Consider the following 25,019-nt stretch of genomic DNA (forward strand, 5'->3'; position numbering starts at 1 on the left):
GGTCGTTGCACCAGTGCCAGACCGTCGGGTAGGGCAGGCCTACAGCCCGAGCGGTGTCCGCGACAGTGCTGCCTGCGAGAAAGAACTGCCGCGTACGGGCACGGATCTCAGGTGGATGCACGAGACCATGCTCGAACACCCGTGCGACATTAATTTGTGCCCTCGGTGGGATTCGAACCCACACTGTATGGAGTTTGAGACCATTGCCTGCTGCCAGTTGGGCTACGAGGGCGCTTCCCTGATTCAGCCCTGACAGGATACCCACTACGCTGAAGGCGGTGACACCCGGCTGGGCGGGTGTTGGGTTCCGACTGGTGGGGGTAGGGCTGGTGGCTGAGATGCCGACGGATGCCGAGCGTAGGCGCGTACTGATCGCCGAGGACGAGGCGCTGATCCGGCTGGACCTCGCCGAGATGCTGGTCGAAGAGGGTTACGAGGTGGTGGGGGAGGCCGGTGACGGCGAGACAGCCGTCCGCCTCGCCGAGGAGTTGAAGCCCGACCTCGTCATCCTCGACATCAAGATGCCGATCATGGACGGGCTGGCCGCCGCCGAGCGCATCGCCGGTGCCCGGATCGCCCCGGTGATCATTCTGACCGCGTTCAGCCAGCGTGATCTGGTGGAGCGGGCGCGGGCGGCGGGCGCTATGGCGTACCTGGTGAAGCCTTTCCAGAAGAGCGACCTGGTGCCGGCGGTGGAGATCGCGCTGTCGCGTTACTCGGAGGTCGCGGCGCTGGAGGCGGAGGTCGCGAGCCTGACCGACCGCCTGGAGATCCGTAAGTCGGTGGAGCGTGCCAAGGGCGCGCTGATGACCACGTACGGGATGACCGAGCCGCAGGCGTTCAAGTGGATCCAGCGCACGGCGATGGACCACCGGATGACCATGAAAGAGGTTGCCGAGCGGATCCTCGCGGAGACCGCCGGCGGCGAGGTGTCGCAGCAGCCGACCGTCTGAGCGCTCCTGGTGACAACGGGCTGCGCTGGGCCACCGTGCGCGGTCTCCGGTGGTTAGCATCGACGGGTGTCCGTCCGACGGGTGATTGCGGTGTTCGGCCTCTTCGCGCTGCTGCTCGCCGGCTGCGACGGGTCGGCCGCGCCGAGTGGCGCGGGGTCGACGACGGCCGCGGTGCCGGCGCTGCGGCCGGGTTGGCAGCCGTTGACGCTGCCGGCGCCGCCGGGTGGCCCGGGCCGTCCTCTGCTGCGGGACGCGACGTCGTGCGCGGGTCGGTGGTTTGTGGTCGGTGGTGTCCTGGCCGCCGACGGTGGCACGCGTCCGGCGGCCTGGACCAGCGTGGACGGTACGACGTGGACGGTGCTGCCGGTGCGTCCGGATTCCTTCTACGGGCGGCAGAACGTGTTCCTGTCGGCGGCCTGCCGTGATGGTCAGGTGGCGTTGATCGGCGCGAAGGTCGGCGGTGCGCACGGTTATCCGCGGGTGAGCACGTGGCGGCAGGTGGCAGATGGCGCGCTGATCGAGGTGCAGGCGTCGTTCGAGACGTACGGCGGGCCGACGGCGGTGAACGTGTCCCGGCTGGCGGCCGGCCCGCAGGGTTGGTTGATCGTCGGTAACCGGTCGGCGGGTGCCGCGTCCTGGGTGGCGTCGCCGGCCGCGGCGGAGTTCGCGCTGGTCGAGGGCGCGCCGGAGCTGGCCAGTGACGCGGTGGGGGTGACCTGGGCGTTCGACGCGGTGGCGACGTCGTCGGGGTGGCTGGCGGTGGGTGGTTTGTTGCCGGCTGGGCGGATCGACCGTGATCCGGCGGTGTGGTCGTCGCCGGATGGGCGGTCGTGGCGGCGCACTGTGTTGCCGGGTGGGTCGGAGTACGAGGAGATGCAGCGGGTGGTGCTGGCCGACGGGGTGCCGGTGGCGGTCGGGCTGCGCGGGGGGACGTTCGGCGCGTGGCGCCAGGAGGCGGCGGGTTGGGTGGCCGTCGGGACGTTCGGGCGGCGGGCTGGGCCCGGGGTGCCGGGGGTGGGGTCGCTGGTGTCGTCCGGTGGCAGTCTGTTCGCCGCCGTGACGGATGGGGCTCGGAATTCGGTGTGGGTGTCGACCGACCGGGGTGGTTCGTGGCGGGAGGCGACGATGCCACTCGATGTGCCGGCGGGCGTGGACCGGGACGTGACGCTGGTGGCGGTGGGTGACCGGTGGTGGTTGGCGGCGGACGACGGCACCCGGGCCGGGTTGTGGTGGGCGGCCGGCGCGGGCGCCTGAACGTTGACGGTGCGGTGACACTTCCACCCGCTACGCGGCCCGCGTGGACGTTTCCGCAGGTCAGTCGACTTTTAGTCAGGTGCGCGCGGTCCGGGTTGCTGCGGGTGGAGTGCGACCGGGCGTGGGTTTAAGGACCGTCTGGCCGGTTCACCTGTTACGGACATCGACATGATTGCCCACGTCTTCGTAACGGTTTCGCAGACCCAGCCTTCAGGCCTTCCGGGACGGTATGTCGTGTCGGTACGCTCCGCCATCACGAGCCGTAACGCAGGGGGTGTCCCTGCGGGGTGGGTGGAATTGCGGGTTTGCTGCTGTCGCCGTCGCTTCGGGTCAGTCGCATCCGCATCTCGAGGAGGTCAGGAAGCCGTGAGGCGAAGCTATGTACGGGCGCTGGGTACCGTGGCGCTCGCCGCGACCCTGGTGGTTGCGGCTGGTTGCCAGGATTCCGGTGGCGGCGAAGGTGGGACCGCGTCGGGTGACTGCGGTGGCAAGATTGCGATCTTCGGTGCGTTCACGGGTGACAACGCGGGTCTGGTGATCCCGTCGCTCAACGGCGCGAACCTCGCCGTGGAGCAGTTCAACGCGGCGAACCCGAACTGCAAGGTCACCATGCAGCAGTTCGACACCCAGGGTGACCCTGCGGTGGCGACCCCGTTCGCGAACCAGATCGCGGGGGACAACTCGTTCCTCGGTGTCATCGGTGGTCACTTCTCCGGTGAGTCGGACGCGACGATGCCGATCTACCAGGCTGCCGGCCTGGCGATGGTCAGCCCGTCGGCGACCCGCACGGACCTGACCCAGAAGGGCAACACGTCCTTCTACCGGGTGGTCGGTAACGACGGCACGCAGGCCGGTGCCGTGGCCAGCTACCTGAAGACCCAGAACGCGCAGAAGGTCTTCATGGTCGATGACGCCAGCGCGTACGGCGCGGGCATCACCGAGGAGCTGGGCAAGCAGCTCGGCCCGCTGGTCGTGAACAAGGACAAGATCCAGGAGCGGCAGACGCAGTTCGACGCCACCGTCTCCAAGATCAAGTCGTCGCAGGCCGACTTCGTCTTCTACGGCGGCTACACCCGTGAGGCTGCTCCGCTGGTGAAGCAGATGCGTGCCGCCGGCGTCAACGCCAAGTTCGTCGGCCCGGACGGTCTCTACGACACCGCGTTCCCGTCGGGTGCCTCCGGCGGCGCCGAGGGCGCGATCATCACCTGCCCGTGCCTCCCGGCCGACAAGGCCGGCGGCACCTTCTCCGCCGACTACCAGAAGAAGTTCGGCATCCCGCCGGGCTCCTACGGTGCGGAAGGCTTCGACGGCGCCACGATCTACCTGGACGCCTTCAAGGCTGGCAAGAAGACCCGGGCGGACATCCTGGCGTTCGTGAAGGCGTACGACAAGCAGGGTGTGTCGAAGTACATCAAGTTCGATGCCAAGGGTGACGTCGACCCGACGAAGGTTGTCATCTGGGCTTACCAGATCAAGGGCAACGCTATCGAGGCGCTGCAGGAGCTCAAGCTCAGCTGACGCCCACGCAATGGAGTGCGGCCGGGGTGTTTCGCCCCGGCCGCTCTCGATTCAAGGAGACCCCCGGTGCATTTCGATGAACTGATCGGCCATCTCGGCCAGCACACGGTCGATGGCCTTTCCAAGGGCGCCATCTACGCCCTGATCGCCCTTGGTTACACCCTCGTCTATGGCGTCCTTCGTCTGATCAACTTTGCGCACTCCGAGGTGTTCATGGTCGGTACCTTCGCGGTGCTGATCCTGTGGACCCAGCTCGGGGTGCAAAATAACCCCCCTGTCGGCCAGGCGATCCTGTTCCTGGTGCTCGGTCTGGTCGTCGCTGCTGTCGCCTCGGGCGGTACGGCCCTGGCGCTCGAGCGGATCGCGTACCGGCCGTTGCGGCGCAAGAACGCGCCGCCGCTGATCTTCCTGATCACCGCTATCGGCCTGTCGCTGGTCTTCGTGGAGCTCTTCGGGCAGGTGCTGCCGAAGCTGCTCGGTACGGTGTTGCCGGAGGCGTTCGGCCGGCCCCGGCAGATCGTCGGTATGCCGACGATCATTCAGCAGGAAACCCTGTTCACCATCGGCAACACCGCGATCACGAACATCCAGCTGATCGTGTTCGTGGCGGCCGTGGCGATGATGGCCCTGCTGGACTGGTTCATCAACCGCACCCGGTACGGCCGGGGCGTGCGAGCGGTGGCCCAGAACCCGGAGACCGCCGCGCTGATGGGCGTCAACCAGGAGCGCGTGATCATGCTGATCTTCGTGCTCGGTGGCATCATGGCCGGCGCCGCTGCGCTGCTGTGGAGCATGCGGTTCGGCTTCACCCAGAACAGCATCGGCTTCGTGCTCGGCCTGAAGGCGTTCACCGCCGCCGTGCTGGGTGGCATCGGCAACCTGCGCGGTGCTCTGCTGGGTGGTCTCTTCCTCGGCGTCGTCGAGGTCTACGGCGCCACGCTCTTCGCGTCCAACTGGGAGGACGTCATCGCCTTCGTGGTGCTGATCGTGGTGCTGATGTTCCGGCCCACCGGCCTGTTGGGTGAGTCGCTCGGGAGGGCCCGCGCATGATCGACAAGATTCGCTCCGCAGACCGCCGTCGGGTCGGCATCCTGACCTCGGTCGGCGACCGTTGGGGGGCCCTGCCGAAGTGGCAGAAGGCCATCGGTGTGGTGGCTCTGATCGTCTTCCTCTACCACCTGCCGTACCTGGGCAAGCTGCCCGGCGGTCTCATGATCCCCGGTCTGAACAACCTGCGTACCGACTCGATCGAGGGCGGCAACAACTGGGCGGGCGTGCTCTTCGTCTGCGCCATCTACGTGCTGGTCGCCATCGGGCTGAACGTGGTGGTCGGTCTCGCCGGCCTGCTCGACCTGGGCTACATCGGCTTCTTCGCCATCGGGGCGTACAGCGTCGCGCTGTTCGGCTCGGTGAACTCGCCAGTGGTGAAGTGGATCCAGCAGGAGTTCAACCTGCCGCCGACGTGGGCGGTGACCTGGGGCATCTGCCTCCTGCTCGCGATCGTGCTGACGATGATCTCCGGTGTGCTGCTGGGTTGGCCGACGCTTCGGTTGCGCGGTGACTACCTGGCCATCGTGACGCTCGGCTTCGGTGAGATCATCCGCATCGTCGCCCGCAACGCCACAGGTGTCACCAACGGTCCGGTCGGCATCTCGGCCATCCCGGGTCCGGAGGGTCCGCCGTCGGCGGACAACAAGGTCTTCGGTCTGATCGACGCGAAGCCTTGGTACTGGCTGGCGATCACCTTCGTGCTGTTGATTGTGGTCCTGGTTCGCCGGCTGGAGCACAGCCGGGTCGGTCGCGCCTGGCTCGCGGTCCGTGAGGACGAGGACGCCGCCGCGGTGATGGGCGTGTACCCGTTCAAGTTCAAGCTGTGGGCGTTCGCCATGGGCGCGGCGCTCGGTGGCCTGTCGGGCTTCCTCTTCGGTAGCCGGAACGCGTTCATCGACCCGACCCAGTTCAACGCGAACCTCTCGATCCTCTTCGTCGCCATGGTCGTGGTCGGCGGTTCCGGCAACATGATCGGCGTCTCGCTCGGCGCGGTCCTGCTGGCGTATCTGCCGGAGCGGTTCCGCGACTTCGCCGACTACCGGTGGCTGGTCTTCGGGTTGGCCATGGTGCTGGTGATGATCCTGCGTCCGCAGGGCCTGATCCCCAGCCGGCGGCGGGCCCGCGAGTTGAAGGACCGCGCGGCAGAGGCAGAGGAGGCGCCCGCTCATGTCTGACCAGACCACCAGCACGTCAGCGCCGAAGATCCCGGCCCAGCCGGGGCCCCGGTCGGTACTGCTCGAAGTCGACGACGTCACGCTCCGCTTCGGCGGCGTGGTCGCCCTCGACAAGATCAATTTCCAGATCTACGAGGGCGAGATCCTCGGTCTCATCGGTCCCAATGGCGCCGGCAAGACCACCAGCTTCAACGTGATGACCGGGGTCTACAAGCCGACCTCCGGAGCGGTCCGGTTCCGCGGCCAGAAGGTGACCGGCCGTAAGCCGCACCAGATCAGTCAGTTGGGCATCTCCCGGACGTTCCAGAACATCCGTCTCTTCCCGGAGATGACGGCGTTGGAAAACGTCATGGTCGGCACCGACTCCCGGCACAAGACCAGCGTGCCCGGGGCGCTCTTCCGGCTGCCTCGGCGCAAGCCGAAGCCGCACGAGTTGCCGCAGGTCACCGCCGCGTCCGGGATCGTCCGGACCTGGCAGCAGGTGCGCCGGACGTTCGCCAAGACGTTCGGGTTGTCCCGGCACATCCTCGAGGAGCGGGCCGCCGAGGCCAAGGCGCTCGAGCTGTTGCGCTTCGTCGGGATCGCCGACCGGGCCAACGACGAGGCGCGCAACCTGCCGTACGGCTACCAGCGCCGGTTGGAGATTGCCCGCGCGCTGGCCACCGAGCCGAAGCTGATCTGCCTGGACGAGCCGGCCGCCGGCTTCAACCCGGCGGAGAAGGAGGAACTCCTCACCCTGATCCGCAACATCCGTGACATGGGCCTGACCGTGCTGCTCATCGAGCACGACATGCGGCTGGTCATGGGTGTCACCGACCGGATCGTGGTGCTGGAGTTCGGCCGCAAGATCGCCGAGGGTGCGCCCGCGGAGGTCAGCCGCGATCCGAAGGTGATCGCCGCGTACCTGGGGGAGCCCGCAGATGACGCTGCTTGAGCTGGAGAACGTCGCCGTCGCGTACGGCCGGATCGAGGCACTGCACGGGATCAGCCTCACCGTCAACGAGGGTGAGGTGGTGGCCCTGATCGGCGCGAACGGCGCCGGTAAGACCACCACCATGCGGGCCATCTCCGGGACCCGGTCGCTGGCCGAGGGGAAGATCACGTTCAACGGCGAGGACATCAGCAAGCTCCGGGCCGACCTGCGGGTGGTCCGGGGGCTGTGTCAGTCGCCCGAGGGACGGCAGATCTTCCCGGGTATGACCGTCATGGAGAACCTGGACATGGGGGCGTACACCCGGCGGGACTCCGCCGGCATCGCCGCCGACCTGGAGCGGGTGCTGACCCTCTTCCCGCGGTTGGCCGAGCGGCGCAAGCAGGCTGGTGGCACCCTCTCCGGCGGCGAGCAGCAGATGCTCGCGGTCGGTCGGGCGCTGATGAGCCGGCCGAAGCTGCTGCTGCTCGACGAGCCGTCGATGGGGCTGGCCCCGCTGGTGATCCGGCAGATCTTCGACATCATCACCGAGATCAACCAGCAGGGCACCACGATCCTGCTGGTCGAGCAGAACGCCCAGCAGGCGCTGTCGCGGGCACACCGCGGTTACGTGCTGGAGACCGGTCGGATCGTGAAGGAGGGGTCCGGTCAGGACCTGCTGCACGATCCGTCGGTCAAGGAGGCGTACCTCGGCGTGGCCTGAGCCACCCAGTTCGGCGGCCGGTCATCCCCTGGCGGGGGGTGGCCGGCCGTCGGCGTTCGGCTCGGCGTCGCGGCACCCCGTGCCGAGCGCCAGGGATGTCGGTGCGACGGACTAGAGTCGCTGCCGTGACAGCTACGACACCGCGCCTGCTTCTCGTCGACGGACATTCCATGGCATACCGGGCGTTCTTCGCCCTGCCTGTGGAAAACTTCTCCACCACGACGGGTCAGCCGACCAACGCGGTGTACGGCTTCACCTCGATGCTGATCAACGTGCTGCGCGACGAGCAGCCCACCCACATCGTCGTGGCCTTCGACGTCTCCCGCCACTCCTTCCGCACCGACAAGTACGCGGAGTACAAGGCCGGCCGCAGCGAGACCCCGACCGACTTCAAGGGCCAGGTCAGCCTGGTCAAGGAGGTCCTGGCCGCGCTGCAGATCCCGGTGGTGGAGAAAGAGGGCTTCGAGGCCGACGACGTCATCGCCACGCTCGCCTGCCAGGCCCGCGACCAGGGCATGTCGGTGCTGATCAGCAGCGGTGACCGCGACGCGTTCCAGTTGGTCGACGACCAGATCACTGTCCTCTACCCGCGCAAGGGCGTCTCCGACCTGGCCCGGATGGACCCGGCGGCGATCGAGGCGAAGTACGGCGTTTCGCCACAGCAGTACCGGGACCTCGCCGCGCTGGTCGGCGAGACCAGTGACAACCTGCCCGGCATCCCGGGCGTCGGCCCGAAGACCGCCGCCAAGTGGATCACCACGTACGGCGGGGTCGACGGCGTGATCGCCCGGGCCGACGAGATCAAGGGCAAGGCCGGCGACAGCCTGCGGGAGCGGCTCGCCGACGTGATCCGCAACTACGAGATCAACCGGCTCATCTCCGACCTGGAGCTGCCGCTGCGCCCGGAGGAAACCCGCTGGACGGGTTGGGACCGGGAGGCGGTGCACCAGGTCTTCGACACCCTGGAGTTCCGCATCCTGCGCGACCGTCTCTACCAGTACCTGGAGGCGGTCGAGCCGGAGGCCGAGTCCGGCTTCGACCTCACCGGCGAGGTGCTCACCGAGCCAGGCGCGCTGGCCGGCTGGCTGACCACGCACGTCACGGCCGGCACCCCGGTCGGGTTGGCGGTCAAACTCGACACCGGCCCCAACCGCCGGCACACCGCCTCCATCACCGGTCTCGCGCTGGCCACCGCCGGCGGCGCGGCTGCCTGGGTCGACCCGGCACGTCTCGATGCGACCGACGAGGGCGCCCTGGCCAGCTGGTTGGCCGACGCGCAGCGCCCCAAGGTTCTGCACGACAGCAAGCCGGCCGTGCTGGCCTGCGCCGCGCACGGCTGGCACCTCGCCGGCATCGTCCGGGACACCCAGATCGCCGCGTACCTGGCCCGCCCCGACCAGCGGTCCTACGACCTGACCGACCTGGCGCTGCGCTACCTGCACCGGGAGCTGCGGGTGGACGTCCCGGAGTCCGGCCAGCTCACCCTCGACGGCCTCGGCGACGAAGGGGTGGTCGAGCAGAACCTCATGCTCCAGGCCCGGGCCACCCTCGACCTGGCCGACGCGATCGACGCCGAGCTGTCCCGCGACGGCGAGCAGTCCGCCCGGCTGATGGCCGGCGTGGAGCTGCCGTTGATGCGGGTGCTGGCCACCATGGAGAGCACCGGCATCGCCGCCGACACCGACTATCTGTCCGAGCTGGAGGCCCACTTCGCCGCCGAGGTGAAGGCCGCCGCGCAGGGCGCGTACGAGGCGGTGGGTCGGGAGTTCAACCTCGGCTCGCCCAAGCAGTTGCAGGAGATCCTCTTCACCGAGCTGGGTCTGCCGAAGACCAAGAAGATCAAGACGGGCTACACCACCGACGCCGACGCCCTCCAGTGGCTCTACGCGCAGCAGCCGCACCCGGTGCTGGCCCACCTGCTGCGTCACCGGGACGTGGCCAAGCTCAAGTCGACAGTCGACGGGCTGCTCAAGTCGGTCTCCGACGACGGCCGGATCCACACCACCTTCAACCAGACCGTTGCGGCCACCGGTCGGCTCTCCTCCACCGAGCCCAACCTGCAGAACATCCCGATCCGCACCGAGGAGGGCCGGCGGATCCGGCGGGCCTTCGTGGTGGGAGACGGCTACGAGTGCCTGCTCACCGCCGACTACAGCCAGATCGAGATGCGCATCATGGCGCACCTCAGCTCGGACGACGCGCTGATCGACGCGTTCAACTCCGGCGCCGACTTCCACGCCGCCACCGCCTCGTCGGTCTTCGGGGTGCCGCTCGACGCGGTCACCCCCGACCAGCGCCGCAAGATCAAGGCAATGAACTACGGCCTGGCGTACGGGCTCAGCGCCTTCGGTCTGTCCCAGCAGCTCAGCATCAGCACCGAAGAGGCGCGCGGTCTGATGGAGAACTACTTCGCCGGCTTCGGTGGGGTGCGCGACTACCTCCAGCAGGTGGTCGCCCGGGCCCGCCAGGACGGCTACACCTCCACCATCCTCGGTCGGCGCCGCTACCTGCCCGACCTGGTCAGCGACAACCGGCAGCGCCGCGACATCGCCGAGCGGATGGCGCTCAACGCCCCCATTCAGGGCTCCGCCGCCGACATCATCAAGGTGGCGATGCTGCACGTCGACACCGCGCTCGGCGAGGCCGGGCTGCGCTCGCGGATGCTGTTGCAGGTGCACGACGAGTTGGTCTTCGAGGTCGCCCCCGGTGAGCGGGAGGCCCTGGAGGCCCTGGTCCGGCGGGAGATGGGCGGGGCTTACCCGTTGTCAGTGCCGCTGGAGGTGTCCGTCGGTCTGGGCCGCGACTGGAACAGCGCCGATCACTGATGTGGTTGCGGTGTGGGGGTTCCGGGGCAGCCCGACCCACTCCGGGCGGTCAGGCTTGATCCCTGCGTGGGTCGGGCTGCCCCGGAACCCCTGACCGGGTCGCCCTGGTCGCGGCCGCTGCCTGAGGATGTGATCTTGGGTCGTCCGGTGTCGGTTACTTCATGGGGTCGTGGCCCCAGTTCATGAGGGACCAGCGCCACTTGGTGTCGCGGACGTTGCCGGAGGGGCGCTGCGCCATGTGCCGGCGTACGTAGCCGACGACCTTGCGCATGTGCTTGTAGTCGCCCTCTGACAGGTCACCGCGTTTGCGGCGGAGCAGGTTGATGATCTTCCGTCCGGATTCGTGCCCGACGGACTCGCCACCACCAGCACGACCGCCCTTGTGCCAGCCGACCTGCTTCGACTCGTCGGTCTCCAGCCATGTGGACAGCTCACCGGGCTTCATGTTCACCGCTTCGGTGAACTCCCGGTAGGTGTCCCGCCCGTCGTCACCTCTGCTCATGACGCAGCGCCTCGGGGCGGTGGGCCACCTCGCGGCCCGTGCCGTCACTGCGGACCCGGTACTGCGGGTCGTCGGGGGCCGCGTTCACGGCCCGCCCGCGGATCCGCGTCCGCTCGGTGATCGTCCCCCGCACCACGCCGTACGCGCGGCTGCCGTGGGCCGACCAGGAGACATGGTCGCCCTTGTGGAATCGCTGTTCGGCCATGGTCCTCGGCTACCCGTGGCGGCCAGGGCGAAACGACTACGGGGTGATCTCGGCGACCGGCAGCTTGATCTCGAACGGCTCGGTCAGCTCGATCACGTCGGTACCGTCGGCGACCAGCTCGTACTGCCGCTCACCGCCCGGCCCCACCCGGTCGCCGATCCGGTACGCGTACACGTGCACCGGGTCCTGCTCGATCCGCCAGTAGAACGGGATGCCGGCGGCGGCGTACTCACCCGGTTTCGCGAACCGGTCGACCCGTCGGGTGCCGGGCGAGACGATCTCCACGGCGAGTACGACTTCGTGCGGCCGTAGCCAGGACCGGTCGGACAGCACGTCAGCGCGGCACAACAGGACATCCGGGCGTCGGCTGGTGTGGTCATCGAGCTCGACTGCTACGGCCTGGGTGGCCCGGATCTCCGCCGGCGCGTGGCTTCGCAGCCACCTCCAGAGCAGGCCTGAGATGTCCTGGTGACCGAGGGTTGGGAAGGGCATCACCCGGACGGCTTCGTCGACCAGTTCGACACGCGGGCAGTCGTCCGGCAGGTTCTGCAGGTCCGCGACCTGATAGTCGGCGCGTTGTTGTCGTGCCGGGTCCGGACGCCAGCGGTCCGGCGGCGTCGGGTTCGGCCATGCGCTCACCAGCGGACCGTAGCGTCCGTGGCGCGCGGGGCCGTCGCACTGAGCGTGCGGCGCTCAGGCGGTGGGCTTCTCAGTGACGAAGATGGCGGTGCCGGGAAAGAGTCGTCCGCGCAGCGGGCTCCACTGCCCCCAGATCCCCTCGTGTCCCTCCGGCCACTCCGGCTCCACCAGGTCCAGCAGCCGGAACCCGGCGCCGACCAGCTCGCGGATCCGGTCGCCGAGGGTGCGGTGCTGCTCGACGTAGGTGGCCACGCCGGTCTCGTCCTGTTCCACGTACGGGGAACGGTCGAAGTACGAGTGCACGGCCGTCAGGCCGCCCTCGCCGGGGTCGTCGAGAAAGATCCACCGCATCGGGTGGGTCACCGAGAACACCCACCGGCCGCCCGGGCGCAGCACCCGGTGCACCTCGGCGAGCAGCGCCGCCGAGTCGTCCACGAACGGGATCGCGCCGAACGCGGTGCAGGCGACGTCGAACGACCGGTCGGCGAACGGCAGGGCGAGCGCGTCGGCCTGCACCAGCGGTACGCGTACCCCGGTGCGGTCGGCGGCCTCGGCGGCGTGCCGCAACATGCCGGCGGACAGGTCGAAGGCGACCGGCCGGGCGCCCTGGGTGGCGAGCCAGCGGGCGGCGGCCGCGGCGCCGGCGCCCACCTCCAGCACCCGCCGCCCCGACACGTCGCCGAGCAGCCGGGCGTCGGCCTCGCGCAGGCCCTCGGGGCACCACACGAAGTCCACGTCGCCGAGGAACCCGCCGTGTTCGGCCTGGTAGTCGTCGGCGTCGGTGTCCCACCAGCCGCGGTTGGCGCGCCGGGCCTCGGCGTCACCCACCCGGCGCCGGGTAACCCGGCTGTCGTCATCCACGCGCTCACGCTAGGCCCCACCCACCCCATTGGGTACGGCGGCGCGTCCAGGATCCGCACGACTGTCGCGGAGCGGCCGAAGGGGCTGCTGTGACGCAGGAGACAGCAGGGGTGTTTTCCGGGCGATTGTTCGGCTTTCGCAGCTCATCGCACGAAGAGAACCCGGGAGGGCTTGCACGCTGTGGTAATGCGCACGGTAGGCTAGACGATGCGCTCGCGGATCGCGTTGCCTCGGCAGGGAGCAGGTGCGCGGTCGACGGAGCCACATCATGATCTCACTAGGCGATCGTTCGGTGTGCCCGGCGACGGATCCGCTGGCGCGAACAGGTCACTGCGACACACCAGCCTGCTGTGACAACCCACCGACCGGAGCAACCGCCCACATGACGAGCAGCATCGAGGCCCCCTCGAGCGCCACCCGGGTCACCCACGACGATCTCGGTTCCGAGGAGGCATTCCTCGCCGCGATCGACGAGACCATCAAGTACTTCAACGACGGCGACATTGTCGAAGGCACCGTCGTCAAGGTCGATCGGGACGAGGTCCTGCTCGACATCGGCTACAAGACCGAGGGTGTCATCCCCTCTCGGGAGTTGTCGATCAAGCACGACGTGGACCCCGCCGAGGTTGTGACGGTTGGCGACCACATCGAGGCCCTGGTCCTCCAGAAGGAGGACAAGGAGGGTCGTCTGATCCTCTCCAAGAAGCGGGCACAGTACGAGCGGGCCTGGGGCACGATCGAGAAGATCAAGGACGAGGACGGCGTCGTCCGCGGTTCGGTCATCGAGGTGGTCAAGGGCGGCCTCATCCTCGACATCGGGCTGCGCGGCTTCCTGCCCGCTTCCCTGGTCGAGATGCGTCGTGTACGCGACCTGCAGCCGTACGTCGGGCGGGAGCTCGAGGCCAAGATCATCGAGCTGGACAAGAACCGCAACAACGTGGTCCTGTCCCGTCGGGCCTGGCTGGAGCAGACGCAGTCCGAGGTGCGCACCGAGTTCCTCAACAAGCTGCAGAAGGGCCAGGTCCGCAAGGGCGTCGTGTCCTCGATCGTCAACTTCGGCGCCTTCGTGGACCTGGGCGGCGTCGACGGTCTGGTGCACGTCTCCGAGCTGTCCTGGAAGCACATCGACCACCCGTCCGAGGTTGTCGAGGTGGGCCAGGAGGTCGAGGTCGAGGTCCTGGACGTCGACCTGGACCGCGAGCGGGTCTCGCTGTCGCTGAAGGCGACCCAGGAAGACCCGTGGCGGCAGTTCGCCCGCACCCACGCGATCCAGCAGATCGTGCCGGGTAAGGTCACCAAGCTGGTCCCGTTCGGTGCGTTCGTCCGCGTGGACGACGGCATCGAGGGCCTGGTCCACATCTCCGAGCTGGCCGAGCGCCACGTGGAGATCCCGGAGCAGGTCGTCCAGGTTGGCTCCGAGGTCATGGTCAAGGTCATCGACATCGACCTCGAGCGTCGCCGGATCTCGCTGTCGCTCAAGCAGGCCAACGAGGGCTTCGTCGAGGGCGAGGAGCACTTCGACCCGACCCTCTACGGCATGGCTGCCACGTACGACACCGAGGGCAACTACATCTACCCGGAGGGCTTCGACCCCGAGACGGGCGAGTGGCTCGAGGGGTACGACAAGCAGCGCGAGACCTGGGAGAACCAGTACGCCGAGGCTCGTGTGCGCTGGGAGGCCCACACCAAGCAGGTGCAGACCTCTCGGGCTGCCGACGCCGAGGCTGCTGCCAACCCGACTCCGGTCGTCCCGGCCGCTGGCGGCGGCGGTGGCGGCACCACCTCTTCGTCCAGCCCGGCCCCGAGCCGGCAGGCCGAGGAGCCGGCCGGCACGCTGGCCACCGACGAGGCGCTCGCCGCACTGCGGGAGAAGCTCGCCGGCGGTAAGTGACCCGCTGAACGACGACGGGCCCCGTCCCCGCGATCTCCGGATCGCTGGGGGCGGGGCCCTCGCCGTACCCGCCGTGCCCCCGCGCCAGCTGCGGGCGGGGCGTGGCCAGGGGCGCGAGTTGCGGGCGCGGCGTGCCCCGGGCGAGTTGCGGGGGCGGTGCGCCGGCGGCTGGGCGCTGTGGCCGGCGCGGCATGCTCGGCGGCTGGTGCGACCGCCAAGATCGTGCTCGATCCATGATGTAGGGGCCTCCCGGGCACCGCACGCCACTACATCCTGGATCGAGCACGATCTTGCGGGCGCGGGCGCGGGCGCGGGCGCGGGCGCGGGGTCGGATGCCGGGCGCCGGGACGGGAGTGGTCGCGGCCGAGGCGGGGTGGGTTGAGAGGTCGCCGGGCCGTGGCTGGGTTTGGCGGCGGGCTGTCGATCCGGTTGACTGTTCGGGTGCTGAGGGTGGGGTTGACCGGCGGAATCGGGTCAGGCAAGAGCGCGGTGGCCGCGCGGCTCGTCGAGCGGGGCGCGGTGCTCATTGACGCCGACCGGGTGGCCCGGGAGGTGGTGGCGCCGGGTACGGACGGGCTGGCCGAGATCGTCGCCGCCTTCTCCGACGCGGTGCTGGACGCCGACGGCGCACTGGACCGTGCCGCACTGGGAGCTGTGGTGTTCGCCGACGAGACCGACCGCCGTCGACTGGAGGCGATCACCCACCCCCGGGTCCGGGCCCGCACCGCGGAGTTGGCCGCTGCGGCGGCACCCGACGCGATAGTCGTCAACGACGTACCGCTGCTGGTCGAGGTGGGCCTCGCTCCGACGTACCACCTGGTGGTCGTGGTGCAGACGGCCGTGTCGACCCGACTGGAGCGGCTGGCGCGCGACCGGGGGATGGGTCGCGCGGAGGCCGAGCGGAGGATCGCCGCCCAGGCCGACGACGCCCGCCGCCGGGCTGCGGCGGACGTGGTGCTGACCAACGACGGGAGTCTGACGGCACTGCACGATGCCGTCGACCGGCTCTGGAAGCAGCGGTTGGTGCCCTACGAGGACAATCTGCGCCAGCGGCGGGTGGTTGCGCCGGACGCGGCCGAGCCGGCCGGGGCCGACGCGAGTTGGCCGGAGCAGTACGCGCGGCTGGCCGCCCGGATCCAGCACGCGCTCGGCTCGGATGCCCTACGGATCGATCACATCGGTTCCACGGCGGTGCCCGGCCTGGCCGCCCTGAACGTCATCGACGTGCAGGTGGCGGTCGCCAGCCTCGCCGACGCCGACGGGCCGTTGGCCGATCGGCTGGCGAGCGCCGGGTTCCCGCGGGTGCCGGGGCAGTGGTGGGACGACCCGCGCCCGGCCGGCCAGGGCCGGTGGGAGAAGCGGCTGCACGGCAGCGCGGACCCGGCCCGGCCGGTTCGTCTGCACGTGCGGCTGACGGATTCGCCGGGCTGGCGGTACGCGTTGCTGATGCGCGACCACCTGCGTGCCGACCCGGATCAGCGGGCCGCCTACCTGGTGCTCAAGCGGGACCTGGTCGACGCGGCGCCGGAGGCCGGCGATTCCGGCACGGCCCGGAACCCGTGGTTCGACGAGGAGTACCTGCGGGCCGAGCAGTGGGCCGCGCAGACCGGCTGGCGCCCCTGAGGGTGCCGTCAGCGGGCACCGGGCCGAGGGGCCGAAGGTCGAGGGGCCGAAGGTCGAGGGTTGGCGGCCAGTCGGGGCACGACGGCGGGCTGGAGATCCAGGTGCGCCCACGCGCCCGCGTCGGTCCGCAACTCGAGCCTGCGGAGCGACCCCTCCCGGTCGAGCCAGTACCGCAGCCGGGCGTCGGCAGGACCCGACTCGATGACGTCCACGGTCCGTCCGGCGGTGAAGTCCTCGCGTACCCGAACGGCTGCGCCGCGCTGCCCGACCGACCCGGCGGCGATTGCGGCGTCGACCAGCACACTCAGGTCGTCCCGGCCGGGCCGGGAGACCCGCCAGGCCCCGGCCGGGGGCGGCAGCGGCGGCCGGGCCGGCGCCTCCGCGGTGCCGCCGCCGGCATCGACCGCCGGCAGGTCCGCCCGGGCCAGACCGGCGGCGTCGCGTCGCAGCAGGGTCCGGCGATCCGGTACGCCCAGGTCGGCGACCGCGAGGTACGCGGTACGCGCGGTCCAGCTCAACCAGCCGGCGCCCCGCAGGTTCGTGTCAGTGCCCATCGGCGCGGTCATTGTCACAGTGGCACCGCCCTGGGCGCGGAGCCGGGCCGGCAGCCGGTCGAGCCGACGCTGCTCGGCGTCGGTCAGCGCGCGGGGCAGACCGGGGCGGCCGCCGAGTGCGTCCACCGGTCGTAGTGTCGGTCGGTCCGCGCGGTTGAAGATCATCGTGACCGGGCCGGCGCCGGGCAGCCGGGTCACCAGTTTGTGCAGTCGGGCGTCGTGATCGAGCCAGTACCGGGTCTGTCCGTCCGGGGCGGGCGTCGCGGCGCCGGGGGTGCCGATGGCCGTGCTGGCGGCTGGCGCGCCGCTGGGCAGTGGTGCCTGTATGACGTCCAGTGGGCCGGCCGGCACGGTCTCCCGGGCGATCCAGCGCGCCCCGTCGGACGGTGCCGGGCGGGTCGTGGTGTCCGGGCGGTCGGCGGCGAGATCGAGGAGCAGGTCGAGCACCGGTGCCAGGTGCGCCCCGGGTGCCAGTCGGTGCAGCCGCCACCGGTCCGCCGGGGGCATCAGCGGTGGGGACGCGGGGGTGGGCACCGCAGCCGGATCGGGCCGGATCACCAGCACCGGACCGCTCCTCTGCAACAGCCCGCGTTCGGCACCCGCGCCCGGCCCGCCCACGTCGAGGTAGAGCAGCGACCGGGACCAGTCCACCCAGCCCACCAGTTCGATGCGGGCGGCGCCGGTGCCGGCAGTGACCCGTACGCCGGCGCGTAGGTCCCGCAGGTTGGTGACCCGCGTGGCGGCCAGCCGCTCGCCCTCCGCCAGTGTCAGCGGCCGGGCCGGCTCGGGCGGGTCGGGCGCCCAGCTCAACAGCCCGAGCACCAGGGCCGTCGCGGATGTCACCGCCGTCAGGCCGAGCAGCAGCAGCACCGTACGCCGACGACGCCCGGCCGAGGGCGGGCCGGCGGTGTCGGCGGCCTCGGTGGTGTCGGTGGTGTCCGGGGTGTCGTCGCGGCGGGTGGTCTCGCGGTTCCGCGCGGCGGCGGCCCGGCGCGTGTCGTCGGTCTTGCGGCCGGCGGTGGCTCGGCGCGAGCCGCCGCTGGTCCGGCCGGCAGTGGGCCTACCTCCGGTGTCGCTGGGGGTCCGGCTGGCCGCCGAGGCACTGCCGGCCGGACCGGTGCGGTGCCGCCCGGTGCTCGGGTCGTCCGGCCGGGGGGTGGCGGTGCGGGCGGTGTCGGGCGCCGGGGTCGGGGAGGTGTCCACGGAGATGAAACGGGCGGGGAGGCACCGGGGTGACGAGCAGGGGCGCTCGCGGCGGCCGGTCTGCGCCTCGAGCGCGACCACACGGGTGCGCACGCCGGACGAGCCGGGTGCTGCGACCGCAGTGCCGGGGGTGACCGGCCGTGATGTTGGCCTGGCCACCGGCCCGGTCGGCCGCCGCGAGCGGCCTACATGAAGAGGGTAGTCCCGGTGACATGGGCCACACAATGGGAATATTGAAGCCGATCACGTACCTGGCGTGACGGCCGTTCCTGTCGGACCTCCGGCGTACCGTTGATGGCATGGCGCTCGACATTCCCCGGCTGGACAGCCGCTTCCAGGTCGTCAGTGACTTCCAGCCGGCCGGCGACCAACCGGCGGCCATTGATGACCTTGAGCGCCGGGTTCGGCGCGGCGACCGCAACACCGTTCTGCTCGGCGCGACCGGCACCGGCAAGAGCGCCACCACGGCGTGGCTGATCGAGCGGCTGCAACGCCCGACCCTGGTGCTCGCCCCGAACAAGACGCTCTGCGCGCAGCTGGCGAAGGAGTTCAGCGAGCTGCTGCCGCACAACGCTGTCGAATATTTCGTCTCGTACTACGACTACTACCAGCCCGAGGCGTACATCCCGCAGACCGACACCTACATCGAGAAGGATTCCTCGATCAACGAGGAGGTGGAGCGGCTGCGGCACTCGGCGACGATGTCGCTGCTCACCCGCCGCGACGTGATCGTGGTGGCGACCGTCTCGGCGATCTACGGCCTGGGCACTCCGGAGGAGTACCTCAACCGGGCGGTGAAGGTGCAGATCGGGCAGGAGCTCGACCGAGACCAGTTGCTGCGCCGGCTGGTCGACATCCAGTACACCCGCAACGATATGGCCTTCCAGCGGGGCACCTTCCGGGTCCGCGGCGACACGCTGGAGATCATCCCGGCGTACGAGGAGCTGGCGATCCGCATCGAGCTGTTCGGTGACGAGGTGGAGAAGCTCTACTACCTCAACCCGTTGACCGGTGATGTGGTCCGCGAGGTCGACCAGCTGGTGATCTTCCCGGCCACCCACTACGCGGCAGGTCCGGAGCGGATGGAACGGGCGATCCGCGACATCGAGGTGGAGCTGGCCGAGCGCCTCGCCGAGCTGGAGCGGCAGGGCAAGCTGCTGGAGGCGCAGCGGCTGCGGATGCGCACCACCTACGACATCGAGATGATGCGGCAGGTGGGCTTCTGCTCCGGCATCGAGAACTACTCGATGCACATGGACGGGCGGCTGCCCGGCAGCCCGCCGCACGCCCTGCTCGACTACTTCCCCGACGACTTCCTCACAGTGGTCGACGAGTCGCACGTGACCATCCCGCAAATCGGCGGCATGTACGAGGGCGACGCGTCCCGCAAGCGGATGCTCATCGACCACGGCTTCCGGCTGCCCAGCGCGGCCGACAACCGGCCGCTGCGCTTCGACGAGTTCCTGGAGCGGGTCGGCCAGATGGTCTACCTCTCCGCGACTCCCGGCACCTGGGAGATGGAGCAGGCCCAGGGCGAGTTCGTCGAGCAGGTGATCCGACCCACCGGTCTGGTCGACCCGGAGGTCGTGATCAAGCCGACCAAGGGCCAGATCGACGACCTGATGCACGAGATCAAGCTGCGGACCGACCGGGACGAGCGGGTGCTGGTCACCACGCTGACCAAGAAGATGGCCGAGGACCTGTCCGACTACCTCCTGGAGAACGGCATCCGGGTGCGCTACCTGCACTCGGAGGTCGACACGTTGCGCCGGGTGGAGCTGCTGCGCGAGCTGCGCAAGGGCGACTACGACGTGCTCGTCGGCATCAACCTGCTCCGCGAGGGTCTGGACCTGCCCGAGGTGTCGCTGGTGGCGATTCTCGACGCCGACAAGGAGGGCTTCCTGCGCAGCGGCCGTTCGCTGATCCAGACCATCGGGCGGGCCGCCCGTAACGTCTCCGGTCAGGTGCACATGTACGCCGACAAGATCACCCCGTCGATGGCGGCGGCGATCGACGAGACCGATCGGCGTCGGGCCAAGCAGATCGCGCACAACGAGGCGCACGGCATCAGCCCGGAGCCGCTGCGTAAGAAGATCCACGACATCCTGGACGACATCTACCGCGAGGCGGAGGACACCGAGAACTCCAGGGTCGGCGGCGCGGTGCGTCAGCTTTCCCGAGGCAAGGCGCCGGTCAAGGAGACCCGCAGCCGGAGCCGGTCCGCCGCGACCACCACCTCACGGGAGGGGATGGCCCGCGCCGACCTCGCCCAGCTCATCCAGGAGCTCAACGACCAGATGCTGGCCGCCGCCCGCGAGCTTCAGTTCGAGTTGGCGGCCCGGATCCGCGACGAGGTCTCCGACCTGAAGAAGGAGCTGCGCGGCATGGACGCCGCCGGCGTGAAGTGACGGCCACCCGGTCGGCCCCGCCCAGCGCACCGCTCGGGCCCGGCCGACCGGGGCACGCGAAGGGCGGGCACTGTTGACGGCGGTGGTGCCGATCGGCGAGATGGTTCTCGGGCTGCCCGACGTCAGCCTGCGTCCGTTCGTCGACAGGTACATGGGCTACCGGGAACGGGCGGACGTGCCACTGGTCCGCCGGGAGTCGGCGGGCGTCTTCGTGGTGCTGATCCTGGGCTGGGGTGCTCCGCTGGACGTGACCGACCCGCGCAGCGCGCAGCGCGGCGTCACAGCTGTCGACTCGTTCGTGGCCGGCACCTTCGACAGTTGGTGCACCACGCGCACCGTGGGCGTGGGGGAGGGCGTCGAGTTGCTGCTCGCCCCCCTGACCGCCCGCCGGCTTCTCGGTCTGCCGCTGAGCGAGCTGACCAATCGGGCCGTCGGCGTCGGGCAGCTCCCGGGCCGTTGGCTGGATCGGCTGCGTGCCCGGCTCGCCGAGGCCCCCGCCTGGCCGGAGCGGTTCGCCCTGCTCGACCGTGCGCTCACCGCCCGGCTGGCGGCGTCCCCGCCGGTGGACCCGCGGCTCGACTGGGCGTGGCGATGGCTTGCCGCCAGCGGTGGGCGGGGGAGCGTCGGTGCGCTCGCCGACGAGATGGGCTGGAGCCGGCGGCACCTCGCGTCCCGGTTCCGGCAGGAGGTCGGGCTGCCGCCCAAGATGGCCGCCCGGCTGCTGCGTTTTCAGCGGGCTTCAGCCGCATCGACCCAGGTCGGGGTGGACGGGCGGGGAGTCGACTGGGCCGCCCTGGCGGCCGGCTGCGGTTACTACGACCAGTCCCACCTGATCCGGGACTTCCACCAGTTCGCGGGGGCCACGCCGGCCGCGCTGCTCGCCGGCCGGTGACGACGGCCGGTTGACCCGAGTCGGGTCGGCGATCCGCCGAGGTCACATTCGTCCAATCCGGATCCGCGTCGCCGGCCGCAGAATCGAGTCATGCGAACCATCTATCCGATCTTCCGTTATCCCGATCCCCGCGCCGCGATCGACTGGCTCGGCGCCGCCTTCGGTTTCCGGGTGCATGCCGTGCACGAGGCGCCGGACGGCACCGTCGCGCACGCCGAGCTGGTCCTCGACACGGGCATGATCATGTTGGGCGGTCGGGCCGACGCCGCAGCCCGGCCGGCCGACGACGACTGGTCGGTCTACGTGGCCGTGCCGGACGTCGACGCGCACTGCGCCCAGGCCCGCGCGGCCGGCGCCGAGATCATCCGCGAGCCGTTCGACACCGACTACGGCTCCCGTGACTACGCCGCCCGCGATCTGGCCGGCAACGTCTGGTCCTTCGGCACCTACCGACCCTGAGCCCAGCCACGCCGATCGGGGACGGGCGGCCCGCCGGGGCCAGCCTTCGCGGCCTGAAACTGCAGTGACCTGCGGAAACGGTGTGTGCGGGCTGGCCTGGCCGGCCGCCGGCGTCGAATGCCCTGATTGCGGTGCGCGAGCGCACTATTGCACTGGGTGATCGTCCTGCGTAGTCTCCCTCGGTGGGGAGGCCGGGATGCCGCTGCCAACAAGTCCTGTCATTCGACGTGCACGTCTCGGCGCAGAGCTGCGCCAACTCCGTCGGCGCGAGTCGCTGACCCTGGAGCAGGTCTGCGACCGGCTGGGCTGGGCCTCGACGTCGAAGCTGTCCCGCATCGAGCTGGGTCAGAGTCGTCCGGACCTCGCCGACGTGCTCGATCTGCTGGATGTCTACAAGGTGCCCACGCCCGCCCGGGAGGCGCTGATCGTCATCGCCCGGGACGCGGCGACCAGCAGAGGCTGGTGGAAGACGCTGGGCGAGATGAGCGAACGGCAGCGCACCTACGCCGAGTTGGAGGCGGGCGCCGCCGACATCGTCGAGTACCAGCCGTCGGTGGTGCCGGGGCTGCTCCAGACGCCCGCGTACGCCCGGGTGTGGGTCACGGCCGGCGCCCAGCTCACCCCGGAGGTCGATGTGGAGGCCGAGGTGCGCGCCCGGGCCCTGCGGCAGGAGGTGCTGCGGCGGGCCTACCCGCCGCGCTACACGGCGGTGCTCGCCGAGGCCGTCTGCGACCCGGGTGACCTGCCGGTGGCGGTCTGGCGTGAACAGCTACGTCATCTGGTCGCCGTGACCGGTCTGTCCCACGTCACGGTGCGGCTGCTGCCGCGCGGGGCGGCCGGTGGCGGGCTGCATCCGCTCACACCGTATTCCTGCTACGCCTTTCCCGACCCGGCGGACCCGCGCACGGTGATGCTCGAGGCGTTGACCACCGACGTCCGGTTGGCCACAGTGCTCGACGTCGACCGCTACGAGCGGATGACCGCGGCGCTGCTGGCCGCGGCGCTGTCACCGGAGGAGACGGTCACCGTGCTGGCCCGCCGCGTCGGCGAGTAACGGCTCAGGGGTGTCGACTGTGACGTGCCGCGCGGCCACCGGGCCCGGCGCCCCCGAGTCCGTCGGGACCGGCGGCCGGCGCGTGCGCCCGGCACGATAACCGTGGGGTACGACAGCCCGGCTCAGGCCGGTACGTCGAGGAAGTGTTCGACCACTGGCGGTCCAGCGAAATGCGGCCCGATCAGCGCCCGCCACGTGTCGAACCGTTCGGTGGCCCGGAAGTTCTTCTCGTGCGCCTCGACCGAGTCCCATTCGACGAGCAGCACGAAGCGGGTCGGTGACTCGATTCCTCGGGTCATCCGCACGGACCGGCAGCCGGTCGCCCCGGCGAGCACCGGGTGACCCTCGGCGTACGCGGCGGCGAAGGCGTCTTCGTGTCCGGGTAGTACGTCGATCAGCGCGACCTCAAGCACCATGTCGGACAGCCTCCCACGGCGATCGGGGCAGTCGGTGTCGCGGGGTCTGTTCCGACGTCGCCGACGCACCTAGGGTGGCCTCGTGATCATCGATTGGCTCACCGGCACCGCGTTTCGGGTGGCCGGTACGGGCACCACCTGGGCGGAGCTGCTGGGGTTTTTGACAGGTGTGCTCAACGTGTGGCTGGTGGCCCGGCAGAAGATCGCCAACTGGCCGATCGGCATCGCCAACGTGCTGCTGCTCATGGTGCTGTTCTGGACCGCCGGGCTGTACGCCGACGCCGGGCTTCAGGTCGTCTACGTGGCGCTGGGCTGCTACGGCTGGTGGCACTGGCTGTTCGGCGGCGAGCGGCGCACACGGCTCACGGTGAGCCGGACGGGGGAGCGGGAGTGGCTGGCGCTGGCCGCCGCCGGGGTGCTGCTCACCGGGGCGCTCTGGGTGTTGCTGGACCGGGGCACCGACTCGACGGTGCCGCTGCCGGACGCCTTGACCACGGCGCTGTCGCTGCTGGCCACGTACGGGCAGACCCGCAAGCGGGTGGAGAGTTGGTGGCTCTGGATCGCCGCCGACCTGATCTACATCCCGTTGTACGCGTACAAGGGGCTGCACCTGACGGCCGTCCTCTACCTGGTCTTCCTCGCCCTGTGCGTACTCGGGTTGCGCGCCTGGCGGGCCGACCTGCGTCGGGCCGACCGGCCGAGCGCGGTCCCGCCCGGCCCGGCCCCGGCCACCGCGTGAACGCCGAGACATCCGGCCGTGCGCCGGCGCCACGCGTGCCGGCGCGCTCGGCCGCGGCGGAGTTCGGGCACGGAATGGTGGTGGGCAAGTTCTATCCACCGCATGCCGGCCACCACGCGCTGATCCGTGCCGCCGCCGCCCGCTGCGCCGAGGTGACAGTCGTCGTGGCGCCCTCGCGTCGGGAGTCCATTGCGCTTCCGCTGCGCCTCGACTGGCTGCGGGAGGTGCACGCGGACACACCGTGGGTCCGTGTCGTCGGCCGGTACGACGACCACCCGGTGGACTACGCCGATCCGGCCGTCTGGGACGCGCACTGCGCAGTGTTCCGGGAGGCGGTCGGGTCGGATTCGGTGGACGCGGTCTTCTCCTCCGAGGCGTACGGCGTCGAGCTGGCGCGCCGCTTCCACGCCGTACCCGTGTCGGTGGATCCGGATCGGCGGACCGCGCCGGTGTCCGGGACGGCGGTGCGCGCGGACCCGGCGGGTCACTGGCGGTGGCTCAGCCCGCCGGTGCGGGCGTGGTTCGTCCGGCGGGTGGTGGTGGTCGGGGCCGAGTCGACCGGGACCACGACGATGGCGGCGGCGCTCGCCGAGCACTACGGCACGTCCTGGGTGCCGGAGTACGGCCGGGAGCTGACAGCTCGCAAGCTGGCCCGGCTGCGGGAACGAACGCCGGAGGCGACAGTGTTCGACGTCGCCTGGGACCGTGACGACTTCCGCGTTGTGGTCCGCGAGCAGCAGGCGGCCGAGGACGCGGCGGCCCGGACGAGCGGGCCGCTGCTGGTCTGCGACACCGACGCGCGGGCGACGGCGGTGTGGGAGGAGCGCTACCTGGGCAGCGCGTCGGAGGAGGTACGGGCGGCGGCGCGTCGGCCGGCGCTGTATCTGCTGACCGATCACCGGGGGGTGCCGTTCACCGATGACGGGCTGCGCGACGGTGAGCACCTGCGGGCCTGGATGACCGAGCGGTTCCGGGCCGAGCTGGCCGGGTGCGGGGTGCCGGTGGTGGAGCTGACCGGATCGCACGCCGATCGGTTGGCCCGGGCGGTGCGGGCCTGCGACGACCTGCTCGCCACCAGCTGGTCGCTCGCCGACCCGATCGCCGCACCCGACGTGCACTAGCCTCCTAGGAAGCCATAGGCGGTGTGACGCATCGAGCGGGTGT

21 protein-coding genes, 1 tRNA gene and 1 pseudogene are annotated in these 25,019 nt (G+C 70.4%); 16 read left to right on the forward strand and 7 right to left on the reverse strand.

Annotated features, from left to right (window positions below):
* Positions 1-157 precede the first annotated feature (157 nt).
* Positions 158-232: transfer RNA gene (locus ACLJOK_RS02905), tRNA-Leu, on the reverse strand.
* Positions 233-329: 97 nt separating this feature from the next.
* On the opposite strand from ACLJOK_RS02905, the gene ACLJOK_RS02910 reads away from it, so the two are divergent.
* From ACLJOK_RS02910 to polA, 8 genes are all read left to right on the forward strand, one after another.
* A complete protein-coding gene (locus ACLJOK_RS02910) occupies positions 330-953 on the forward strand; it encodes an ANTAR domain-containing response regulator (RefSeq protein WP_130402813.1) in 624 nt (207 codons plus the stop codon).
* 66 nt (positions 954-1,019) lie between these two features.
* Positions 1,020-2,207 (forward strand): hypothetical protein, encoded by a 1,188-nt coding sequence (locus tag ACLJOK_RS02915; protein ID WP_410815948.1) that lies wholly within the window; start codon positions 1,020-1,022, stop codon positions 2,205-2,207.
* Between the two features lie 366 nt (positions 2,208-2,573).
* Positions 2,574-3,725, forward strand: coding sequence for a branched-chain amino acid ABC transporter substrate-binding protein (locus ACLJOK_RS02920; protein ID WP_410815950.1), 1,152 nt, complete (start codon positions 2,574-2,576; stop codon positions 3,723-3,725).
* A 66-nt stretch (positions 3,726-3,791) separates the two neighbouring features.
* Positions 3,792-4,775 carry a branched-chain amino acid ABC transporter permease gene (locus ACLJOK_RS02925; RefSeq protein WP_238680225.1) on the forward strand — a complete coding sequence of 328 codons (984 nt, stop codon included), beginning with the start codon at positions 3,792-3,794 and terminating at the stop codon, positions 4,773-4,775.
* Positions 4,772-5,950 carry a branched-chain amino acid ABC transporter permease gene (locus tag ACLJOK_RS02930; protein ID WP_410815953.1) on the forward strand — a complete coding sequence of 393 codons (1,179 nt, stop codon included), beginning with the start codon at positions 4,772-4,774 and terminating at the stop codon, positions 5,948-5,950. Before ACLJOK_RS02925 ends, ACLJOK_RS02930 begins: the two co-directional genes overlap by 4 nt.
* Complete coding sequence (locus tag ACLJOK_RS02935) at positions 5,943-6,884, forward strand: ABC transporter ATP-binding protein (RefSeq protein ID WP_410815955.1); 942 nt, start codon at positions 5,943-5,945, stop codon at positions 6,882-6,884. The genes ACLJOK_RS02930 and ACLJOK_RS02935 overlap by 8 nt, the downstream gene beginning before the upstream one ends.
* Positions 6,871-7,584 carry an ABC transporter ATP-binding protein gene (locus ACLJOK_RS02940; protein WP_354945233.1) on the forward strand — a complete coding sequence of 238 codons (714 nt, stop codon included), beginning with the start codon at positions 6,871-6,873 and terminating at the stop codon, positions 7,582-7,584. The genes ACLJOK_RS02935 and ACLJOK_RS02940 overlap by 14 nt, the downstream gene beginning before the upstream one ends.
* 125 nt (positions 7,585-7,709) lie before the next feature.
* Complete coding sequence (polA, locus tag ACLJOK_RS02945; RefSeq protein ID WP_410815957.1) at positions 7,710-10,409, forward strand: DNA polymerase I; 2,700 nt, start codon at positions 7,710-7,712, stop codon at positions 10,407-10,409.
* A 157-nt stretch (positions 10,410-10,566) separates the two neighbouring features.
* On the opposite strand, the pseudogene ACLJOK_RS02950 reads toward polA, so the two are convergent.
* The 4 genes and pseudogenes from ACLJOK_RS02950 to ACLJOK_RS02965 form a co-directional block, all read right to left on the reverse strand.
* Positions 10,567-10,911 (reverse strand): annotated as a pseudogene (locus ACLJOK_RS02950) (DUF3140 domain-containing protein); the annotation flags it as partial.
* Positions 10,898-11,116: a DUF2945 domain-containing protein gene (locus ACLJOK_RS02955; protein ID WP_238680230.1), complete on the reverse strand. Its 219-nt coding sequence runs from the start codon at positions 11,114-11,116 to the stop codon at positions 10,898-10,900. The gene ACLJOK_RS02955 and the pseudogene ACLJOK_RS02950, both read right to left, overlap by 14 nt.
* Positions 11,117-11,152: 36 nt before the next feature.
* Positions 11,153-11,755 carry a Uma2 family endonuclease gene (locus tag ACLJOK_RS02960; RefSeq protein ID WP_410815959.1) on the reverse strand — a complete coding sequence of 201 codons (603 nt, stop codon included), beginning with the start codon at positions 11,753-11,755 and terminating at the stop codon, positions 11,153-11,155.
* Positions 11,756-11,809: 54 nt separating this feature from the next.
* Positions 11,810-12,616, reverse strand: coding sequence for a class I SAM-dependent methyltransferase (locus ACLJOK_RS02965; protein WP_410815961.1), 807 nt, complete (start codon positions 12,614-12,616; stop codon positions 11,810-11,812).
* 382 nt (positions 12,617-12,998) lie between these two features.
* Here ACLJOK_RS02965 and rpsA point away from each other — a divergent pair, with 382 nt between their 5' ends.
* Together rpsA and coaE are read left to right on the forward strand one after the other, a co-directional pair.
* Positions 12,999-14,507 (forward strand): 30S ribosomal protein S1, encoded by a 1,509-nt coding sequence (gene rpsA / locus ACLJOK_RS02970; RefSeq protein ID WP_406071547.1) that lies wholly within the window; start codon positions 12,999-13,001, stop codon positions 14,505-14,507.
* A gap of 441 nt (positions 14,508-14,948) precedes the next feature.
* Positions 14,949-16,130 carry a dephospho-CoA kinase gene (coaE, locus tag ACLJOK_RS02975; protein WP_410819224.1) on the forward strand — a complete coding sequence of 394 codons (1,182 nt, stop codon included), beginning with the start codon at positions 14,949-14,951 and terminating at the stop codon, positions 16,128-16,130.
* An 8-nt stretch (positions 16,131-16,138) separates the two neighbouring features.
* Here the strand turns inward: coaE and ACLJOK_RS02980 are convergent, their stop codons facing one another.
* Positions 16,139-17,980, reverse strand: a complete 1,842-nt coding sequence (locus ACLJOK_RS02980) for a hypothetical protein (protein WP_410815964.1) — start codon at positions 17,978-17,980, stop codon at positions 16,139-16,141.
* Between the two features lie 206 nt (positions 17,981-18,186).
* On the opposite strand from ACLJOK_RS02980, the gene uvrB reads away from it, so the two are divergent.
* From uvrB to ACLJOK_RS03000, 4 genes are all read left to right on the forward strand, one after another.
* The gene (gene uvrB / locus ACLJOK_RS02985; RefSeq protein WP_210785907.1) at positions 18,187-20,295 is read left to right on the forward strand and encodes an excinuclease ABC subunit UvrB; all 2,109 of its coding nucleotides are present in this window, start codon (positions 18,187-18,189) and stop codon (positions 20,293-20,295) included.
* Positions 20,296-20,377: 82 nt separating this feature from the next.
* Positions 20,378-21,187 carry a helix-turn-helix domain-containing protein gene (locus ACLJOK_RS02990; RefSeq protein ID WP_410819226.1) on the forward strand — a complete coding sequence of 270 codons (810 nt, stop codon included), beginning with the start codon at positions 20,378-20,380 and terminating at the stop codon, positions 21,185-21,187.
* A 90-nt stretch (positions 21,188-21,277) separates the two neighbouring features.
* Positions 21,278-21,646: a VOC family protein gene (locus tag ACLJOK_RS02995; protein WP_410815965.1), complete on the forward strand. Its 369-nt coding sequence runs from the start codon at positions 21,278-21,280 to the stop codon at positions 21,644-21,646.
* A gap of 196 nt (positions 21,647-21,842) precedes the next feature.
* Positions 21,843-22,700, forward strand: a complete 858-nt coding sequence (locus ACLJOK_RS03000; RefSeq protein ID WP_410815967.1) for a helix-turn-helix domain-containing protein — start codon at positions 21,843-21,845, stop codon at positions 22,698-22,700.
* A gap of 122 nt (positions 22,701-22,822) precedes the next feature.
* On the opposite strand, the gene ACLJOK_RS03005 is transcribed toward ACLJOK_RS03000, so the two are convergent.
* A complete protein-coding gene (locus tag ACLJOK_RS03005) occupies positions 22,823-23,116 on the reverse strand; it encodes an antibiotic biosynthesis monooxygenase family protein (RefSeq protein ID WP_238680239.1) in 294 nt (97 codons plus the stop codon).
* A gap of 82 nt (positions 23,117-23,198) precedes the next feature.
* On the opposite strand from ACLJOK_RS03005, the gene pnuC reads away from it, so the two are divergent.
* The gene (pnuC, locus tag ACLJOK_RS03010) at positions 23,199-23,855 is read left to right on the forward strand and encodes a nicotinamide riboside transporter PnuC (protein ID WP_410815969.1); all 657 of its coding nucleotides are present in this window, start codon (positions 23,199-23,201) and stop codon (positions 23,853-23,855) included.
* A 35-nt stretch (positions 23,856-23,890) separates the two neighbouring features.
* The gene (locus tag ACLJOK_RS03015; RefSeq protein ID WP_410815970.1) at positions 23,891-24,976 is read left to right on the forward strand and encodes an AAA family ATPase; all 1,086 of its coding nucleotides are present in this window, start codon (positions 23,891-23,893) and stop codon (positions 24,974-24,976) included.
* The last annotated feature ends 43 nt before the right edge of the window (positions 24,977-25,019 follow it).

The sequence above is a fragment of the Micromonospora sp. 050-3 genome (assembly GCF_046549335.1).
Taxonomy (GTDB): Bacteria; Actinomycetota; Actinomycetes; order Mycobacteriales; family Micromonosporaceae; genus Micromonospora; species Micromonospora trifolii.

What these genes read in the sequence shown, in the direction of transcription:
- ACLJOK_RS02930 (WP_410815953.1), top strand. Translation starts at nt 4,772, where the DNA reads ATGATCGACAAGATTCGCTCCGCAGACCGCCGTCGGGTCGGCATCCTG.
- ACLJOK_RS02935 (WP_410815955.1), top strand. Translation starts at nt 5,943, where the DNA reads ATGTCTGACCAGACCACCAGCACGTCAGCGCCGAAGATCCCGGCCCAG.
- ACLJOK_RS02940 (WP_354945233.1), top strand. Translation starts at nt 6,871, where the DNA reads ATGACGCTGCTTGAGCTGGAGAACGTCGCCGTCGCGTACGGCCGGATC.
- ACLJOK_RS02955 (WP_238680230.1), bottom strand. Translation starts at nt 11,116, where the DNA reads ATGGCCGAACAGCGATTCCACAAGGGCGACCATGTCTCCTGGTCGGCC.
- rpsA (WP_406071547.1), top strand. Translation starts at nt 12,999, where the DNA reads ATGACGAGCAGCATCGAGGCCCCCTCGAGCGCCACCCGGGTCACCCAC.
- uvrB (WP_210785907.1), top strand. Translation starts at nt 18,187, where the DNA reads ATGGCGCTCGACATTCCCCGGCTGGACAGCCGCTTCCAGGTCGTCAGT.
- ACLJOK_RS02995 (WP_410815965.1), top strand. Translation starts at nt 21,278, where the DNA reads ATGCGAACCATCTATCCGATCTTCCGTTATCCCGATCCCCGCGCCGCG.
- ACLJOK_RS03000 (WP_410815967.1), top strand. Translation starts at nt 21,843, where the DNA reads ATGCCGCTGCCAACAAGTCCTGTCATTCGACGTGCACGTCTCGGCGCA.
- ACLJOK_RS03005 (WP_238680239.1), bottom strand. Translation starts at nt 23,116, where the DNA reads ATGGTGCTTGAGGTCGCGCTGATCGACGTACTACCCGGACACGAAGAC.